The sequence below is a fragment of the Chryseobacterium turcicum genome, from assembly GCF_021010565.1.
Lineage (GTDB): Bacteria > Bacteroidota > Bacteroidia > Flavobacteriales > Weeksellaceae > Chryseobacterium > Chryseobacterium turcicum.
In genome coordinates this window covers 825,748-843,964 of the sequence record NZ_JAJNAY010000002.1, presented here as the reverse complement: position 1 = coordinate 843,964, position 18,217 = coordinate 825,748, and the positions used below count along the sequence as shown (strand labels likewise).

The 18,217-nt window shown below is 32.5% G+C and carries 15 protein-coding genes and 1 riboswitch; of the genes, 12 read left to right on the top strand and 3 right to left on the bottom strand.

Features of this window, described 5'->3' with window-relative positions; genetic code table 11:
• Window positions 1-57: 57 nt before the first annotated feature.
• Window positions 58-528, top strand: a complete 471-nt coding sequence (locus tag LO744_RS18570; protein ID WP_230672087.1) for a hypothetical protein — start codon at window positions 58-60, stop codon at window positions 526-528.
• A 47-nt stretch (window positions 529-575) separates the two neighbouring features.
• Here the strand turns inward: LO744_RS18570 and LO744_RS18565 are convergent, their stop codons facing one another.
• Window positions 576-1,325, bottom strand: a complete 750-nt coding sequence (locus LO744_RS18565; RefSeq protein ID WP_230672085.1) for an RDD family protein — start codon at window positions 1,323-1,325, stop codon at window positions 576-578.
• Between the two features lie 27 nt (window positions 1,326-1,352).
• Here LO744_RS18565 and LO744_RS18560 point away from each other — a divergent pair, with 27 nt between their 5' ends.
• The 9 genes from LO744_RS18560 (at window position 1,353) to LO744_RS18520 (ending at window position 10,756) form a co-directional block, all read left to right on the top strand.
• A complete protein-coding gene (locus LO744_RS18560; protein ID WP_230672083.1) occupies window positions 1,353-2,336 on the top strand; it encodes a stage II sporulation protein M in 984 nt (327 codons plus the stop codon).
• On the top strand, window positions 2,320-3,282 hold the full coding sequence (locus LO744_RS18555; protein WP_230672081.1) for a DUF4013 domain-containing protein: 963 nt from the start codon (window positions 2,320-2,322) through the stop codon (window positions 3,280-3,282). Before LO744_RS18560 ends, LO744_RS18555 begins: the two co-directional genes overlap by 17 nt.
• On the top strand, window positions 3,275-4,072 hold the full coding sequence (locus tag LO744_RS18550) for a DUF4129 domain-containing protein (RefSeq protein ID WP_230672079.1): 798 nt from the start codon (window positions 3,275-3,277) through the stop codon (window positions 4,070-4,072). Before LO744_RS18555 ends, LO744_RS18550 begins: the two co-directional genes overlap by 8 nt.
• A gap of 15 nt (window positions 4,073-4,087) precedes the next feature.
• On the top strand, window positions 4,088-5,245 hold the full coding sequence (locus LO744_RS18545) for a DUF4350 domain-containing protein (RefSeq protein WP_230672077.1): 1,158 nt from the start codon (window positions 4,088-4,090) through the stop codon (window positions 5,243-5,245).
• Between the two features lie 323 nt (window positions 5,246-5,568).
• Window positions 5,569-6,036, top strand: coding sequence for an IS200/IS605 family transposase (gene tnpA, locus LO744_RS18540; RefSeq protein ID WP_230672075.1), 468 nt, complete (start codon window positions 5,569-5,571; stop codon window positions 6,034-6,036).
• Window positions 6,037-6,255: 219 nt separating this feature from the next.
• Window positions 6,256-7,296 (top strand): AAA family ATPase, encoded by a 1,041-nt coding sequence (locus LO744_RS18535; RefSeq protein WP_230672073.1) that lies wholly within the window; start codon window positions 6,256-6,258, stop codon window positions 7,294-7,296.
• Window positions 7,297-7,458: 162 nt separating this feature from the next.
• Complete coding sequence (locus tag LO744_RS18530) at window positions 7,459-8,781, top strand: DUF58 domain-containing protein (RefSeq protein ID WP_230672071.1); 1,323 nt, start codon at window positions 7,459-7,461, stop codon at window positions 8,779-8,781.
• Window positions 8,782-9,348: 567 nt separating this feature from the next.
• Entirely contained in the window at window positions 9,349-10,263 is a 915-nt protein-coding gene (locus LO744_RS18525) for a hypothetical protein (protein ID WP_230672069.1), read from the top strand.
• A gap of 73 nt (window positions 10,264-10,336) precedes the next feature.
• On the top strand, window positions 10,337-10,756 hold the full coding sequence (locus LO744_RS18520) for an OsmC family protein (protein WP_230672067.1): 420 nt from the start codon (window positions 10,337-10,339) through the stop codon (window positions 10,754-10,756).
• A 67-nt stretch (window positions 10,757-10,823) separates the two neighbouring features.
• Here the strand turns inward: LO744_RS18520 and LO744_RS18515 are convergent, their stop codons facing one another.
• Together LO744_RS18515 and LO744_RS18510 are read right to left on the bottom strand one after the other, a co-directional pair.
• Window positions 10,824-12,506 (bottom strand): T9SS type A sorting domain-containing protein, encoded by a 1,683-nt coding sequence (locus LO744_RS18515; protein ID WP_230672065.1) that lies wholly within the window; start codon window positions 12,504-12,506, stop codon window positions 10,824-10,826.
• 183 nt (window positions 12,507-12,689) lie between these two features.
• The gene (locus LO744_RS18510; RefSeq protein WP_230672063.1) at window positions 12,690-15,302 is read right to left on the bottom strand and encodes an MGH1-like glycoside hydrolase domain-containing protein; all 2,613 of its coding nucleotides are present in this window, start codon (window positions 15,300-15,302) and stop codon (window positions 12,690-12,692) included.
• 187 nt (window positions 15,303-15,489) lie between these two features.
• Window positions 15,490-15,601: riboswitch (SAM riboswitch) on the top strand.
• Window positions 15,602-15,662: 61 nt separating this feature from the next.
• On the opposite strand from LO744_RS18510, the gene LO744_RS20505 reads away from it, so the two are divergent.
• Window positions 15,663-16,601, top strand: a complete 939-nt coding sequence (locus LO744_RS20505) for an alpha/beta fold hydrolase (protein WP_230672061.1) — start codon at window positions 15,663-15,665, stop codon at window positions 16,599-16,601.
• Window positions 16,602-16,655: 54 nt separating this feature from the next.
• Window positions 16,656-18,197, top strand: coding sequence for an ACT domain-containing protein (locus tag LO744_RS20500; protein ID WP_230672059.1), 1,542 nt, complete (start codon window positions 16,656-16,658; stop codon window positions 18,195-18,197).
• Window positions 18,198-18,217 lie beyond the last annotated feature (20 nt).

The window sequence follows — 18,217 nt, the reverse complement described above, 5'->3', positions numbered from 1 at the left end:
AGACAGAACTTGTAAAAGAAAATCCTGAATATTCCGTTTAATTCTTAAATTTGACTCATGCAAAAGAAATTTTACCTTATCATTATACTATTCTCTCTTGTGAGTTGCTATACTTACCAAGTTAAAAAACCTGTGGATAACACAATCGACACCAAGAAAGAATCTAAAAAGAATCTAGCAAGCGTTGATGTTACTCCACTAGAAATGAAAAGTACAAAAGCTGAATCCCAAAAGCTGAGTTCACCTCAAGCGCCAGCTCCAATAAATGTTCAGGAGAAACTTGTACCGAATAAAAATTTTAGAATTGATGTTGATGGTAAGGCTTATAAGATAATAGTTGACCGTTGGGAAGGTGATAGCTTAGTGGCACACTCGGCAAATAGCCATAAAAAAATTCTGAAATTTCATAAGAATCAAATCGACAGCGAAAAAATTGCTGAAAAACGCTTTTCAAAGCCTATTGCTGATATTATTACAATTGCTGTTTATGCAGGTATTGGTGTCGGAATTTGGTCTCTTTTGCAATAATAGAGTAATTGTTAATTGACAATTAATAATTGACAATTAACAATTAACTAACTGTCTTTTCCAGTATAATAATTATAATCTTTAATGATAATTCCAATAAACTGTCTTTCGGTCATTTTTGTGGGGTCGACTTCTAGTTTGAGAATGTTTTTTATTTTGTCTGAAAGCTTTGTAATTACCTGCCTGTCGTCAATCCTGAGAGCTTTTAAATAATTATCTTTAATAATTCTCATGTCATTATCGCTTAATCCAATCACCTGCGAAAAAGTGGGGATGTAATCGTGGTTGATATTTTCAAGAATCGTATGAGAAATATTGATATTGTTTTTAAGGGAGATTACGGCTGTTCCGGAAGCAATGTCTCCTAAACGCTGGTTGTTTTTAGAGACAATCATAGAAATTAAACCGACAACTCCCGCAAAAGTTGTATCAATTAATCTGAAAACCCAACGAATCAGATAATCTCCGAAACTCGCTTGGTAACCATCAATTTTTACCACCCGTATTTTCATTACTTTTTTTCCGGGCGTTTGTCCTTCCATTAAGCTTTCCAAAACTAGTGGGTAAAGTGCAACAGGTAAAGTGAGAACAATATAAATAGCATTTTGAGACCAGGAATCTAAACCATCTAAAATATATCCTAAATTGAAAACGTTAAAAAATAAATAGAACGTTATTATAAGATAAGCCACTTTGATGAGAGTATCTATAATGTAGGCTATCATTCGTTCTCCGATACTTGCGGTGATAAAATTAATATTTACATTTTGGGAGGTATTTATCGCAATTTGAGACATAATTTTTATTATTTTAGCCTTACAATTATGAGAGAAGTTTATTTCATTAAACAAAATAAAGAAAAATGGTTGGGAATTGAGCAGGTTGTTCAAGGGAAAATTAAAAAAAATCCTGATGACCTGTCTTCGTTGTACATCAACCTTGTCAACGACCTTTCTTTTGCTCAGACTTATTACCCCAAAAGTAATACAACGGTTTATCTTAATCATCTTTCGTCTCAGATTTTTCAGAAAATTTATAAAACAAAAAGAGTTGAAGAAAACAGACTGATTTATTTCTTTAAAACAGAAGTTCCTTTAATTGTTTACGAAAACAGAAGATATTTAATCTACTCATTTTTGTTCTTTATATTTTTTATGCTCATTGGTGTTCTTTCGGCGAGATATGACAATGATTTTGCAAATCTTATCTTAAGTGAAGGATACGTGAATATGACCATCGAAAATATCAAAAACGGAAATGCAGTAGGTGTTTATCAGGATGGTTCAACTTGGGGAAGTACCATAGGAATTACTTTTAACAATATTATTGTTGGAGCGAAATTATATATCTACGGCATTTTTGGTGGACTCGGAACGTTATATCTTCTTATGCACAATTCTATCATGGTAGGAACTTTTCAATATTTTTTCTATCAGCATGGCGCTTTAGGAGACAGTGCAAGAGGAATCTGGCTGCATGGTGTGTTTGAGATTTTCAGTATGGTGGTAGAAGGAATGTGTGGTTTGATTCTCGGAACATCGATTCTTTTTCCTAAAACACTTTCAAGATTTAATTCTTTTAAAAACGGATTTAAAAATTCATTCAAAATATTTTTAAGTACAGTTCCTTTTACCATTTGTGCCGGAATTATTGAAGGTTATGTTACGAGGTATGCTTTAAATATGCCTTTGTCGCTTAATCTTTTCATCATTTTTGGTTGTTTGGGAATTATCGGCTTTTATTATTTTATCTATCCACATATTGTTAACCGAAGAGTAAAAAACACTATCAATGATGCAATTTTATAAAAAAAGAGATTTCGGAACATTTATCAGTGACAGTTTTACGTTTTTCAAATTATATGGGAAAAACTATTTCAAAAACTACATTTTGCTAAATGGGCTTTTGCTTATTTTGATGGTTACCCTATTTGTTTTTGGTTACAGGGAACTGTTGATGCCGATTTTTGGGTCAAATATGAGCGGAGAAAGCTATTATTTTGAATCTTATTTTGAAGAAAATATCGGAATGTTTGCGGTGATGGGAGTGATTACTTTCTTACTTTTTTTAATCATGATGATTGTCAATTATCTTTTCCCGGTTTTTTATCTTAAAAGATTAGCAGAAGGAGAATTGAAAATAAAAACGGATGATATTCTCGGTGATTTTAAGAAAAATGCCGGTAAAATAGGAAAGCTTTGTCTGGGAATGATTTTCGTTGTGACACCGCTCTCATTTATTATAATGGGAATCTCTTATGCGATGATATTAATTGTTATCGGATTTTTTCTCATCTTACTTATTTACCCGGTTTTATTTAATGTGATAACATTTTTGATGTATGATTATTTTAATAGTAAAAGAGGTTTTTTTGAAAGCTTAAGCTATTCTATTCGGTCACAATTTTCATATACAAATGGAAGAGAAAAATCTCCATTCTGGAAATATTGGGGCTCTACGGTTGTTATTTCAATTATTCTGTATGTGATTACCACTATTTTTACGGCAATACCAATGATTTTCTTTATGCTGAAAATTACTACGACTGCGCCAGATGCCAATTTTGAGCAAAATCCATTCGCTGGAAGTTTTGGAGTCATGATGTTTGTAATGTATGGAATTTCGATGTTGGTATCTTTCTTTTTGTCGAATATGCTTTATGTAAATTCAGGATTAATGTATTACGACAGCAGAAGAGATTTTCATCAAAAAGTAGAGTTGGAAGAAATTGAAACAATCGGTATCAATGAATAAATTTCTATTTTTTTTATTGATTTTTCTAAATCTTGCGACCTTTAAGTCTCAGGAATACGAAGATGATGATATTTCTGAAATGTATGTAGAAGATTCTGTAGAGACTTCTCATTACAAAAATATGTACGTTGCAGATTCTGTTTTAAATGCTAATCCTCAAACTGAAAATACTGTTTTTCCAAAGAAATTTAAAGAAAATCTACCTTCAAGATACAAGGGAAAGGAGTTTGATTATACCACCTCAAAACCTAAAGAATCATTTTTTGACAAGCTTAAAAGAAAATTAGCTAGACTATTGCAAAGTATTTTCGGAGATACCAGTTTAGAGACTTCTTCGCAAATTACATGGGTTGTTATCCGTCTTTTTGCTATTATATTGGTTGGTTTTTTACTTTATTTCATCGTTAAATATATAATTAGTACCAATGGAAGTTTGTTTTTTGGCAAAAAGAATAAAAAAGTAGAGATTCTTGAAGAAGAACTTCATGAAAATATTCACGAAATCAATTTTCCCCAAAGTATTGCAAAATTTGAAAATAGCGGAGATTACCGTTCTGCAGTTCGATATCAGTTCTTATTTATTCTTAAAAAATTAAGTGATAAAAAACTCATCATTTGGAATCCCGAAAAAACAAATAAAGATTACGTTGCGGAGCTTAAAGCTGCACATTTGAAAAACCAATTTTATGACCTTTCGTATATTTTCGATTACGTTTGGTATGGTGAATTCAGTATTGATGAGCAAAGTTACAGTAAATTTAAAAACCAGTTTCAAGGATTTAAACCTTAATTAAAACTTCTTAAAATGAATAAAACGTTCAAAATATATGCTCTTATTTTCATCATTATCATGGTGATTATAGCATTGTTTGAAGTTAATAAAAAGGAAGTTGTAGACTGGCGAAAAAATTTTGATGTCAATCAGAAATCACCTTTCGGGCTCTTTGTTTTTAATAAAGAAATAAAAGATTTATTTAAAAATAATCTGACGAAAATTGAAGTTGCTCCCTACAATTATTATGCAGAAAAAGACAAAAAGCCACACAATATTCTTATCATAGAAAGCGAAATGGACCAGGAATCATGGGCTAAGATTTTGGATGAGGTTTCTAAAGGTTCTGATGCAATGATTATTGCCAACCGAATTCCAAAAAATATTTCAGATACAATTGGATTTTATGGTTCAAAAATTTCTTATGAAGACCAAAATGTTTTGAAACTGACCGACAAAAAATATCAGAATGATTTTATTAGATTAGATAAATTTCCATCGGGAAGAGGTTTTTCTTATATCAGACTCAATGTTCAGGTTTTAGGAAAAACAGTTGAAGAAAATAATAAAGACCAGGCAAATTTCATCAAAGCACCATTCGGAAAGGGAAACGTTTATGTGCATTGTGAGCCACTTTTTTTAACGAATTATTATCTTTTACAATCAGGAAATGTACGATATGCCCAAAGTGTTTTTTCATATTTAAGTGACAGAGAAACTTTGTGGTTTGTAGAAAGTAATACCAAAGAATCTAGTTCGTTATTGCGTTTTATACTTTCTAATCAGTCTTTGAAATACGCTTGGTGGGTGTTTTTAGGAGGATTGATTTTATTTATTTTCTTTAATGTAAAAAGAAAACAGCGAATCGTTCCCATCATTGAGCCATTGAAAAATACTTCCGCTGATTTTGTGAAAAGTATAGGGAATCTTTATTTGCAAGAAGGAGATTTTCACGATATGATGGCTAAAAAAGCGCAATATTTTTTAAATAAAGTAAGACTAGATTTTTTAATTGATACACAACATCTGGATGAAGAGTTTGCGAAAAAACTTAAGCTAAAAACGGGAAAATCTGAAGAAATGATTAATGAAGCAATCGTTTTGATTAAAAAAGCACAAGACCCTTACGCAAGTGTTGTCAAAGAAGATTTAGCAAGAATAAACAGTCTTTTAGATGATATTTTGAAATGATTTGTTGATAGAGAATTTTCCGTAGAATAGAAATCTGGAAAAAAATGGGATATTAAATTTATAAAAATGGCTGCTTTTTTGAATTTTATGATGGGTAAAGGTGTCGCTCCTACGGAGCTTCGCTCATGTTGGGTAACATTTTCTACAAAGGTTAAACTCCTCTGGAGTTGGTCGCTTTTAGATAAAATTAAATGTATAAAAATATTTAGAATAGGAAAAGGCTCCGTAGGAGTCTAACCTTTGTAGAAAAAATTGAGAGATATGAAAAGAGCTCCGTAGGAGTGAAACCTTAAAAACAATCTATAATATTAAAATTTTCAATAATGGCGAATACCTATTCTCAAATTTTTATTCAGCTAATTTTTGCCGTAAAGGGTAGAGAAAGGCAGATTCGTGAAGAGTTTCGGGAACATTTAGAAAAATATATTACAGGAATTATTCAGAATAATCATCAAAAGCTATTAGCTATTTATGCAAATCCTGATCATATTCATATTTTAGTTGGATATAATAATCTGAATGTTTTGATACCTAATCTTGTGAGAGATATTAAATCTAATTCTTCAAAACTTATTAATGAAGAAAATTGGTTTATAGGAAAATTTCATTGGCAGGAAGGGTATGGTGCATTTTCCTATTCCAAAAGTCAGGTTGATTCTGTTGTGAAATATATTTTGAATCAGAAAAAGCATCACGAGAAACAGTCTTTTAAAGAAGAATATATCGAGTTTTTAACAAAATTTGAAATTGATTATAAAGATGAATACGTTTTTGAATTTTATGATGATTAAAGGTGTCGCTCCTCCGGAGCTTCCATAATCTTATTGTAATATTTGCTACAAAGGTTGAACTCCTACGGAGTTCGTTACCTATATAGACTGAAACGGTAAAATAGAAAATTAGGTGAATAAAAAGACTCCGTAGGAGTCTGACCTTTGTAGAAAAACATCAACCACACAAAGTATAAGCTCCGTAGGAGCGAAACTATTTTCAAAATAGAAACAAAAGAAATGGAAAATAACGAAGAACAAAATTTAGAAAATCAAAATTCTATTAATTTAAATAAAGAACAAAAAACTCAGGAAGAATTTCAATCGAGAATCGATATGATAGAGCTTCGTGAGAGTTTAAATAAAGTAAAAACAGAAATCGCCAAAGTAATAGTAGGTCAAGAAAATATGGTTGAGCACCTTTTGGCGGCTTTGCTTTCTAACGGACATGTTTTGATTGAGGGAGTTCCCGGTGTTGCAAAAACAATTACCGCAAAATTATTGGCAAAAACAATTGATGTAGATTTCAGCAGAATACAGTTTACACCAGATTTGATGCCTTCAGATATTTTGGGAACCTCGATTTTCAGCATGAAAAATTCTGAATTTGAGTTTAAAAAAGGACCTATTTTCTCAAGCTTTATTCTGATTGATGAAATTAACCGTTCTCCTGCAAAAACTCAGGCGGCTTTGTTTGAAGTAATGGAAGAGAAGCAAATTACCATAGACGGAAAACGCTATGAAATGGATGAGCCTTTTCTTGTCATTGCGACTCAAAACCCTATCGAACATGAAGGAACTTACAGACTTCCGGAAGCTCAGCTTGACCGTTTTTTATTCAAAATTAATGTAGGATATCCCAATCTTGAACAGGAAATTGCGATTATCAAAAATCAACACGATAACAGACTCGAAGATAAAACTGAAGCCGTTAATAAAGTAATTACAGCGCAACAGCTCAATAATTACCAGAAGTTAGTGAAAGAAATCATTGTTGAATCTCAACTGATTGAATACATTGCTAAAATTATCATTAATACGAGAGAAAATCAGTTTTTATATTTAGGAGCTTCGCCAAGAGCAAGTCTGGCATTATTAACAGCCTCAAAAGCTTTTGCAGCATTGCGAGGCAGAGATTTTGTAACACCGGAAGACATTAAAGAAGCAAGTTATGCAGTTTTAAGACACCGAGTAATCGTTTCGCCTGAAAGAGAAATGGAAGGTTTAACTGCTGATGAAATTATTCGTCAGATTTTGGAAGGAATAGAGATTCCCAGGTAGGTTCCAAGGAATGATAATTTCAGAATATCAATAAACATAATGTTTGTCATGCTGAAAGCATCTCTACAAAATTTATTGAGATTCCTACCGGAATTACAAAAACTTAGATTAATTTTAAATACTAAAGGCTTAACAAATTAGAGAAATAAAAAACCTAAAACCTTGAAAAACCTATACATCAATACCCGTTTTTTTTTCGCACTCATCGGTGTAGGAATGCTTTATATTTTGGGATTTTTCTTTCCATTTTTTATGATTTTGGGTCATATATTTTTATTATTGATTTTCCTTACAACTTTTATTGATTATTTACTTGTTTTCAGACAGAAAGATACTGTTTTAGCACAGCGAATTTTACCTGAAAAATTATCAAATGGTGATGAAAATGCGGTGAAAGTTGATATTAAAAATAATTACAGTTTTAAAATCAATGTAAAGGTTATTGATGAAATTCCGTTTCAGTTTCAAAAGAGAGATTTTTTAATCAGAAAGCAAATTGAGTCCGGAAAAAATACATTATTTCAATATTTTTTAGAACCAAAAGAACGAGGAGAGTATAATTTTGGAGCCTTAAATATTTATGCTTCATCGCCAATTGGTTTCGTGTCTAAAAGATTTATATTTCAAAAAGATATTTCTTTAGCTTCATATCCGTCATTTATTCATTTAAGAAAATATGAGTTGATGGCGCTTCAGAACGAATTTTTATTAGGCGGAATCAAAAAAATCAGGAAACTTGGGCACACGATGGAATTTGAGCAGATTAAAGAATATGTTCCCGGTGATGATGTAAGAACAATCAATTGGAAAGCAACCTCAAAGACCAATCGTTTGATGGTGAATCAGTTTCAGGACGAAAAATCACAGCGTATTTTTATGCTAATTGATAAGGGAAGAACGATGAAAATGCCTTTCAACGGTTTAAGTCTTCTCGATTATTCTATCAATGCCACGATGGCGCTTTCTCATATTATTCTGAAAAAAGGAGACCGTGCCGGAATGATGACTTTTTCAAAGAAAGCCGAAAATAAAATTCCTGCCGAAAATAAATCTGGGCAACTAAGAAAAATTTCAGAATCTTTGTACAATATTAAAACTGATTTCTTTGAAAGTGATTTCAACAGGTTGTATCAAGATGTAAAATATTCGATTAATCAGAGAAGCTTGGTTTTGCTTTTTACCAATTTTGAAACTTTGGATGGACTAAACAGACAGATGAAATATCTTCGAGGAATTGCCAAAAACCATTTGCTGGTGGTAGTTTTCTTTAAAAATACTGAAATTCAAAAACTCATCCATTCCAATCCGGAAACTACGCAGGGGATTTATGATGAAATTATCGCCGAAAAATTTGAGTTTGAAAAAAAGCTCATTATTCAAGAATTAAGAAAATACGGTATTTATTCAGTTTACACTCTTCCCGAAAATCTAAATGTTGATGTAATTAATAAATATCTTGAGATAAAAGCACGAGGGATTTTGTAGCCAATATAGTTTAAACACAAAAATTGAAGAATGAATAAAGTTAATTATGAAAAGAGTTTTATACTCTTGTTTTTTATGCTCTTTTTTTATGTATTTTATACATTGTACGCAATCTATAGCTCAAATGTTATATTGGCAGACGATTTAAGTATTTTATATTCATCCAAAGACATACACCAGAATTATTTTGAATACATTATTTCGTATATCGATTCTTCTACAATGTCTGCAAGGCCTGTATCTGGTTTTATAACGGGTACCATTGCTTTTTTTTCAAAAAATAATAATCAGATATATTTCTTAGGGCTGCTTTTTTTTCCTTTGTCTATATTCACTATTTATTTTGTCTTAAGCAAAATTTTATCCAAAGAGGTTGCTTGTTTAATCATTCTGTTTTATGCAGTCTCAATTATTGGAACGTCGATACAGTTTTCACCCATCATGTTGAATTCTAATGTGGCTACAATTTTTTATGTATTGAGTATTTATTTTATCGTAGTTAAGAAAAATTTAGTTCTCAGCTCACTATTATTTATACTTTCCATATTATCGTATGAGATATTTTTTATGGGAATTTTAATCAATATTTTATTGATTAAAGAAAATAAAAAGAAAATAATATATGCTTTATTGACTTTAGGATTACTCTTTTTTTATCGAAAATTTGCACAGGTTTACTTTTTTACAAATTCATATCAAAGAGATTCGGTCTCTAGTATTTTTGATATGCAAAGAAACTTCAAAATTATAATCTGGTCAGGAAAAATGATTTTTAGAGATTACTTTGTTGCAATTTATAGAAGTTTTATCAATATTGGGAAGATAAATGTTTTTGAGTGGGCTATAGCTTTACTCATCTCTTATGGTGTTTTTAATTTATTAAAATCCTTTGATTTCCATCTCAATTCAAAAAAACTAAAAAAAGTTGCAATGGTAACATTTTGTGGTTTTATCTTTAGTTTTGGAATTTTTGTTTTTTCAACTTATATGCCGACTTTATTCGGGTTTGAGAATCGCAATTTAGGCGCTGTACGATTGTTTTTAACGACATCAGCCATATGCTTTCTTCTGTATTTCTTAGGGCAAACTAAAGTCAAAAAAAATGGGATAGCTCTTGTATTTTCTATTTCCAGTTTAGTTTTAATGATAAGCAATTTAGGCGTTAAAAATTCGTGGATTTATGCAAATGATTTTAATAATAATATTTTTAAAACGATTAAGGTTGAACTCGATAATAATAAAATAGATAAAGGGGTTATTTGTGTAGATTTTGATATCTATAATGAAATAGAAAATAACAATAATTTTATATTAAGAGAGCCTGTGTTTTTTAACAATTGGGAAAATAAAGAACTTTCTTTTAGAAACGGTATTAATCCTGAAAACATAATAATTTATAACTGGGAAAGGAGGAAAAATGGTGATTATCAAGTTTTCATTAGAAAAAATAAGGTCACTTTAAAGAAGCTCAATAGTTTATAATTTGATAAGTAAATATAATTTTATTAGCTAGAATAGAAGCTTTTTATAACTTTGTAATAAGAAATAAGCAACAATGAAAATAACACTTAATAGACTCAACGACGATTTTTTATTTGAATGTACCAATGCTCAGGGAAATTCAATTTTATTAGATAATACATCTCAACCAGGCGCAAAAGGGGTGTCACCAATGGAAAGCGTTTTGATGGCAGTCGCAGGATGCAGTGGAATTGATGTAGTTTCTATTCTGAAAAAACAGAGACAGGAAATTACAGATTTCAAAGCTGAAGTAGAAGGGGAAAGAATTGTTGTGGATGATGCAAAACCATTCAAATCAATTACTGTAAAGTTTTTGTTGGAAGGAAATATCGACCCTAAAAAAGCATTGAAAGCATCAGAATTATCTTTCGAAAAATACTGTTCTGTATCAAAAACCTTAGAGCCCAATGTAGAAATTGCTTACGAAGTTTTTGTAAACGGAGAGAAAGTTTAAATACTATTTTAATAACAAAAGGCTGTACATTATAAAATGTACAGCCTTTTTTAATGAATGTTAAATATTATTTTTTAATGACTTTTACATTTTCAACTGTCCCATCTGTCATTGTCATATTTAAAATATAAAGTCCAGATCTTAAATCACCTAAATGAATTGAAGATGATGGATTGTTTATAGATTTTATATTTCTTCCAGAAACGTCTGTTATAACAATCTGTTTTACCTTTTCATAGTTTTTAATGTTTATAGCTTGGCTGAAAGGATTTGGTGAGATTAGATTCTTCTTTTCTGCCTTTATTTCACTTGTTGATAGATTAAGAGGTGCTAAAGTAACTGTTACAGTCCAAGTACCATTATTAACTTTATTATAAGAGGCATTACATCCTAAATTTTCATCACCCCAAGTTCTCCATGCGTGCAATTGGAAATCTACTGTTCCTACAAGATCATTGGCTAAATTTAGACCTGTTCTTTCGTAGGTGAAAGTTCCTCCCGAAGACCCTGAAGCAGATGATATTGTAGATTCTGTAGTATTGTTTGTAGTGCATATCAATAAGCTTTTTTGCTCAGACATATAAGCACCTGCCAGAGCAGTCATTGTATAATTAACTTTTGTGGACGCAATTTTATAACCACTAGGAATCGTTAAAGATAATGTTCCTGAGCAACTTGATGTAGACGATACTGTGGGTTCGTTACTTGCAAATGCGGTGTTGATATCGTTAGAAGTAAACGTGGCAGAAACTTGTCCGGGAATAAATTCTTTCATTTTCCAGAATCCTTTTATAGAGCCACAGTTTGATCTTACCCAGAAATAATATGTTTGCCCCGTTGTTAAGCTGTTTAAAAGAGCAGAGGTTACTCCTGTTGCCACAGAACCTGTAGGTGTTGTCGTAGCGGTAGGTGCCGTTGAAGAAGTAGAGTAGTAATATTCATATCCTGACGAAGGAGTACTTGATGGAGGTACCCAACTCAATGTGGCGCTGGTAGGGGTGGTTGTAGAAGTGATATTTGTAGGCGATTGACAAGAATTGTATACATCTGCCGAAAAAGCAAAAATATTTGGCAATCCTCCTGTACCCGTTTTTGTTATCGTTACACTAGTAATATTTTTTGATTGGTTTGCTGTGCTGATTGCTAAAGGAAGTTGGTATAACCTGGGATTAGTTCCACTTCCTGATTCTAGATTATTGTTGTTGAGGTTAATACGTCCTATTCCTTGTATTGCGTAATTACTTCCACCATACCAATCAGAGATACTTATTCCGGTAAATGTTTGGGTTGTAGTATCTGAAAAATTAACGACAGCGTCTACAGTTGTTGCTCCACTTCCTCCGGTTGCAAGCATATATAAATTAATTGCGGGCGTAGGATTTGCAAAAGTAAGTGTTCCGGAAGTTGTGGTGCTGGTAAGGCGAAGAGAATTGTTTCCGTTGTAGGGAGCCAGTTGATAACTTAATCCATTGGTAGAAGCTACAGCAGTATTGATGATTCTATTGATGGGTAAACCGTACGTTAGCGCTGTACTTGTTGATGTTAATTGAAAATCGCGTGATAGAAACGCATAACTTACACCATCTACGTCGTTGTTGGTAGAGCTTAAGGCCGTTCCAACACCATTTGCAATCACATCTGCATTAAATCCACTTTGTATAGGTATTATTTGATATTCTTGTGCTTTTACTTGATTAAAGGACATTGCAAGTGAAGCCATCAAAAAAACAGATTGTAGTTTTCTTTTCATAATAAATATGTTGATTATTAGTAATTGGTGTAAATATACTTAAATAGTAGTGTTTTGCTGGTTTTTTTCTGTTAAAATTGATGAATTTTAATAAAAAGCATTAAAATAGTAATTATTTATTGTTTTGTATTAAAGAACCCAGAGGGAATCTTCTCTGGATTTAAATCGTGTATGGTCAATAGATTAGGCTAATCTTGGCTTCATTAGTTTTGCCACTGTTGCCGTCCATCCAGTTTGGTGTGATGCCCCTACACCGCGACCATTGTCACCGTGGAAATATTCAAAAAACGTAATATAATCTTTGAAGTGTGGGTCATAATTAAATTTATAATTCCCGCCGTTAAAAGCCCGTTGTCCACTTTCATCTTTCAGGAAAATAGAGCAGAGTCTTCCGCTGATATTTTGGGCAACTTCATCTAGATTTTTCTTTTCGCCACTTCCTGTAGGGAGTTCCACTTTTAGACTATTTCCATAATAAAAATGGAAACGCTGTAAACTTTCTACAATCAGAAAATTGATAGGAAACCAAATCGGTCCGCGCCAATTACTGTTTCCTCCAAACATTCTGCTGTCGCTCTCTGCAGGCGTATAATAAACTACATTTTTGTTGCCGTGAACCGTAAAAACAAAAGGATTTTCTTCATACACTTTAGACATCGCACGAATTCCATAAGAACTTAGAAATTCTTTTTCATCCAACATTCTCGTCAAAACCTTTGTAAGTCTCTGTTTGCGGAGAATACTCATCAAATGTTTTCTGCCACTTCCTTCTTCATCCCAATGAGATACTAAAGACGTCAGTTCAGGCTTATTTTTTAAAACCCATTCCATTCTTTCACGGAAATTAGGCATTTTATTAAGCAAATGATGGTCGATAATTTCAACGGCAAATAAAGGAATTAAACCTACAATACTTCTCAATCTTAGAGAAACGCTTTCTCCGTTTGCCAACTGTAAAACGTCGTAAAAGAAGCCGTCTTCCTCATTCCAGAGACCCTCTTTGCCTTCTCCCATATTTTCCATGGCTTCAGCAATATAAAGGTAGTGCTCAAAAAACTTAATGGCCATATCTTCATAAACCTGATAATATTGAGCGAGTTCCATAGAAATTCGCATCATGTTGAGTGCATACATCGCCATCCAACTTGTTCCGTCGGCTTGCTCAAGATGTTCACCATCTTTCAGTTCCATATTTCGGTCAAAAGCACCGATATTATCTAAACCTAAAAACCCGCCGCCAAAAATATTTTTACCGTTTTTATCTTTTCGATTTACCCACCAAGTGAAATTTAATAATAGCTTTTGAAAAACTTTTTCAAGGAATAAAAGGTCGGGTTTTCCGTTTGTTTTTTCATCAATTTTAAAAACTCTGAAGCATGACCAAGCATGCACAGGCGGATTGACATCGCTTAAGTTCCATTCATAAGCCGGCATTTGCCCATTGGGATGCATATACCATTCTTTGGTCAACAAAAGCAATTGGTTTTTAGCAAAATCGGCATCAATTATAGCAAACGGAACACAGTGAAACGCCAAATCCCAGGTCGCGTACCAAGGGTATTCCCATTTATCGGGCATTGAGATGATATCTTTATTGTGAAGATGTTCCCACTCCGTATTTCTTACATAATGATTAAAATCTCTCGGAGCTTCATAATTTGGGTCACCTTTCAGCCATTTTCCGACATTGTAATGATAGAATTGTTTGTTCCAAAGAAGACCTGCAAAAGCCTGTCGCTGTACATTCTTTTCATCGTCATTAAATATATCTTGTTGAATTTCGTCGTAAAATTCATTGGCTTCATTTATTCTTGCATTAAAGATGTCATCAAACTGATAAAAAGCATCATCCATATCGTAAGGAGACAATCTAAATTCAAAAACTTCAGACTGCCCGGCTTCGATAATTTCATCAATAATAAACGCGGCTTTTGTTCCTTTTTTTTCTGGATTTACGGTATTTTGTTGATGAATAACATAGTCGTTGATTCCATCTTTGTAATAAGCGTTTTCTACAAACGGAGCGCCATGAAGTTTAGGATTGTTCGTCTCATTCTCACAGAAAACCTGTTCTGCATTCTTATTTTTCGAATAAAACTTTTTGATGGGAATACTGTCGTGAAGAACATCGATACAGCCTTCTTTTCCACCTGCTACTTGGCCTTTGTACTCATTATAACCCCATTTCCAATTGTTTCTAAACCATGCTGTTGGTAAAATAACAATCGGTGCAGCTTGATTGCTTCTGTTACAAACGGTAACACGTATTAAAATATCATGGGCATCAGATTTACAGTATTCTATGAAAATGTCAAAGTATTCATCTTTATCAAAAATTCCGGTATCGAAAAGTTCATACTCGGGTTGGTTTTTTGTGCGTCGACCGTTTTCTGCGACGATATCGTCATAAGGAAATTCGTTGATAGGATATTTATACACCATCTTCATATAGCTGTGAGTAGGTGTATTATCAAGATAGTAGAAAATTTCTTTAATGTCTTCGCCGTGATTTCCCTGAGGATTACTCAATCCGAAAAAGCGTTCTTTTATTCTTTTATCTTTTTTATTCCAAAATGAAAGCGCAAAACAGAATAATTGTTTTGGGTCCGAGATTCCCGCGATGCCTTCTTCTCCCCAACGATAGGTGTGGCTTTCTGCAATATCATGGTTGGCAAAATGCCAAGCATCTCCATTGGGGCTGTAGTCTTCACGTACATTTCCCCATTGTCTGTTGCTTACATATGGGCCCCAGTTTTTCCAATCTTTATCTTGTAATCTTTGCTTTTCGATGTTCATTTTCAGCCATTTTCATGGCTAAGTTAATTTTTTTTGCTCACTATTTCCAATTTTTTAAATCTGAATAATTCTTAACAATCTTCTCAAAACCTTACTAGGATTAAGTTTTATCTTATTTGTTAATTTTTTTTAATTTTTAAAAGAAAAAGTTTTACCTTTGCACCATTCGTTCATTTACATATTGAAAATGTTATCAAGAAAGGTTGAGGGATATAGACCCTATGAAACCTTAGCAACCCTTTGTGCAAGCAGAGAAGGTGCTACGTTCTACCAAATAATTTATTTTGGACAGATAACTTACTGAAGTTCTTTTCAGCCATTCTCATGGCATTTTCAAATTTATTTTTAATAATATATAATTTGAAAACAGAACTGCAACATATTAACTTTTTGTACAAAACCGATTCTCAGAGAGAATACCATATCCCGTTAAGCTATCAGCTTTTTGGGAAAGAGTTGTTTTCTGCACCCATTATCTTGGTAAATCATGCCTTAACTGGAAACTCAAATGTTACCGGAGAAAAAGGATGGTGGAAACAACTGATTGATGAAAATCAGGTGATTGATACAAATAAATATACGATACTCTGTTTCAATATTCCCGGAAACGGTTATGATGATTTTTTTATTGACGAATATTCAGATTTTACACCTTCAGATATTGCAAATGTATTTCTGAAAGGTCTTGAAATTTTAAACATTAAAAACATATACGCTCTGATTGGAGGCTCTTTGGGTGGTGGAATCGGCTGGGAAATGCTTTCGAAAAAGCCAGATTTAGCCGAAATTTTTATTCCAATTGCTTGTGATTCTAAAACTCATGATTGGTTACATGCTCAATGTCTCGTTCAAAAATTTTTATTGAATGGAAATGATAAGCCGCTACAAAAAGCCAGAATTCATGCTATGTTGTGCTACAGAACACCTCAATCTTTAAACAATAGATTTCAAAATAAATACAATGCGGAAAAGCAACAGCTAGAATCTGAAGATTGGCTGAATTATCATGGAGAATCTCTTGCCGAAAGATTTAGTTTAAAATCTTACAAACTGATGAATCATTTACTGATGAATATTAATGCAAACGAAAATAGATTGGAGAAAATTCAGGCACGAATGCACATGATCTCTGTAGATACAGATTTGTTTTTTCCTGCCTCTGAAATCAGACAATGCTTTGAAAAGCTAAGGGAGAATAAAGATGATGTTTTCTATCACGAGATCAAATCAGTTCACGGGCATGATGCCTTCTTAATGGAATACAGTCAATTAAATAATATCATAAATAATATTTTGTAAGATAAAAGGAGTTTAAGGTAATTCCGTCTTACGAAGAAATAAAAAAGGTTACAGATGAAAAGTAATGCAAACGAAATAAAGTTTTTAAAAAACAGGTCAATTGTCAAATTTGAAGGACAAGATTTTTTGGGTGAAATAGGAATCGATGGAAGAGTTTTCAAAGCCCTTACATTTGCCCGTATCAGTGTAGGAATAATTTCTCAGCAGGCAGTAGAAAACGGATTGTCAATTCTTGTACATGAAGATGATTCTGAAAAAGCAGTAAACTGTCTGATTGAAGAATTTGCAACAGAAAGAAAATCAGGAAAAGTTACTCAGATTTACAGCATCAATAATGTTTCTGTCATCGGTTTTGTGGCAGAAGATTTAAATAAAATACTTTCAGAATTGGCAAGAAATAACGTTTTTCCGTTGTTATTAAACCAAAACTCAAGTGAAAAACGTATTAATATTGTTGTGACTTCTTCTCAGGATGAGAAAACTAAAAATATCATTGAGTCTGAAATTTTCAAAAAACCAAAAACAGTTCACTTGGCAATTATTGGTCACGGAAATGTAGGAAAGACTTTAATAGAGCAGGTTTTACATTCTTCGGAAGAAATTAAGCGCAGAAAAAATATACATCTTAAAGTTGTTGCGGTAGCCAATTCAAGAAAAATAGCTTTTAACAAAAAAGGTTTTGATAATCAATGGAGCGATGAGGTTTTTGCTTCTGAAAAAACTTCTGAAGTAGGAGAGTTAATTAATTTCTCTAAAGAAAATCAGCTCGAAAATCTTATTGTTGTTGATAATACAGCGAGTAAAGATTTTGTGAAAAACTATCATGCATTGGCAGAAAACGGTTTTGATTTGGTTTCTTCCAATAAAATTTTCAATACACTTCCCATTGAAGAATATCGTAAACTAAGATATACGTTGAACAAAAATAACAAGCGTTATCTTTATGAAACCAATGTTGGCGCAGGTTTGCCATTAATAGATACCATAAAACTTTTACACCTTTCCGGTGAAAATATTACGAGAATAAAAGGTGTTTTTTCAGGAACATTAAGTTATGTTTTTAATAACTTCTCTTTGAGAGATGATAAGTTTTCAACCATCGTTAACGAAGCTTTAGAAAAAGGTTTTACAGAACCAGACCCAAGGGAAGATTTATCAGGAAATGATGTAGCAAGAAAATTATTAATCTTGGCGAGAGAATTAGATTTAATTAATGAATTTAATGATATCAACATCCAAAATCTAGTTCCTGAAGCTTTACTTTCCGTATCAAAACAAGAATTTCTTTCGAGATTGGAAGAGTTGGATGAAGAATACGATAAGATTAAGAAAAACCAAGAGCCTGGTCACGTTTTAAGATATGTAGGAGACTTGCACGGAGATTTACAAAAAGAAAAAGGCAATCTCGATGTAAAACTAATTTCTGTCCCTGCAAGTTCCGCTTTAGGACAACTGAAAGGTTCAGATTCTATTTTTGAAATCTACACCGAAAGTTATGGCGAAAACCCAATCGTCATCATGGGAGCCGGTGCCGGAGCAAAAGTTACAGCCAGAGGAGTTTTCGGAGATATTTTAAGACTTAGTGAAACAAAATAATAATTAATATAACAATTTAA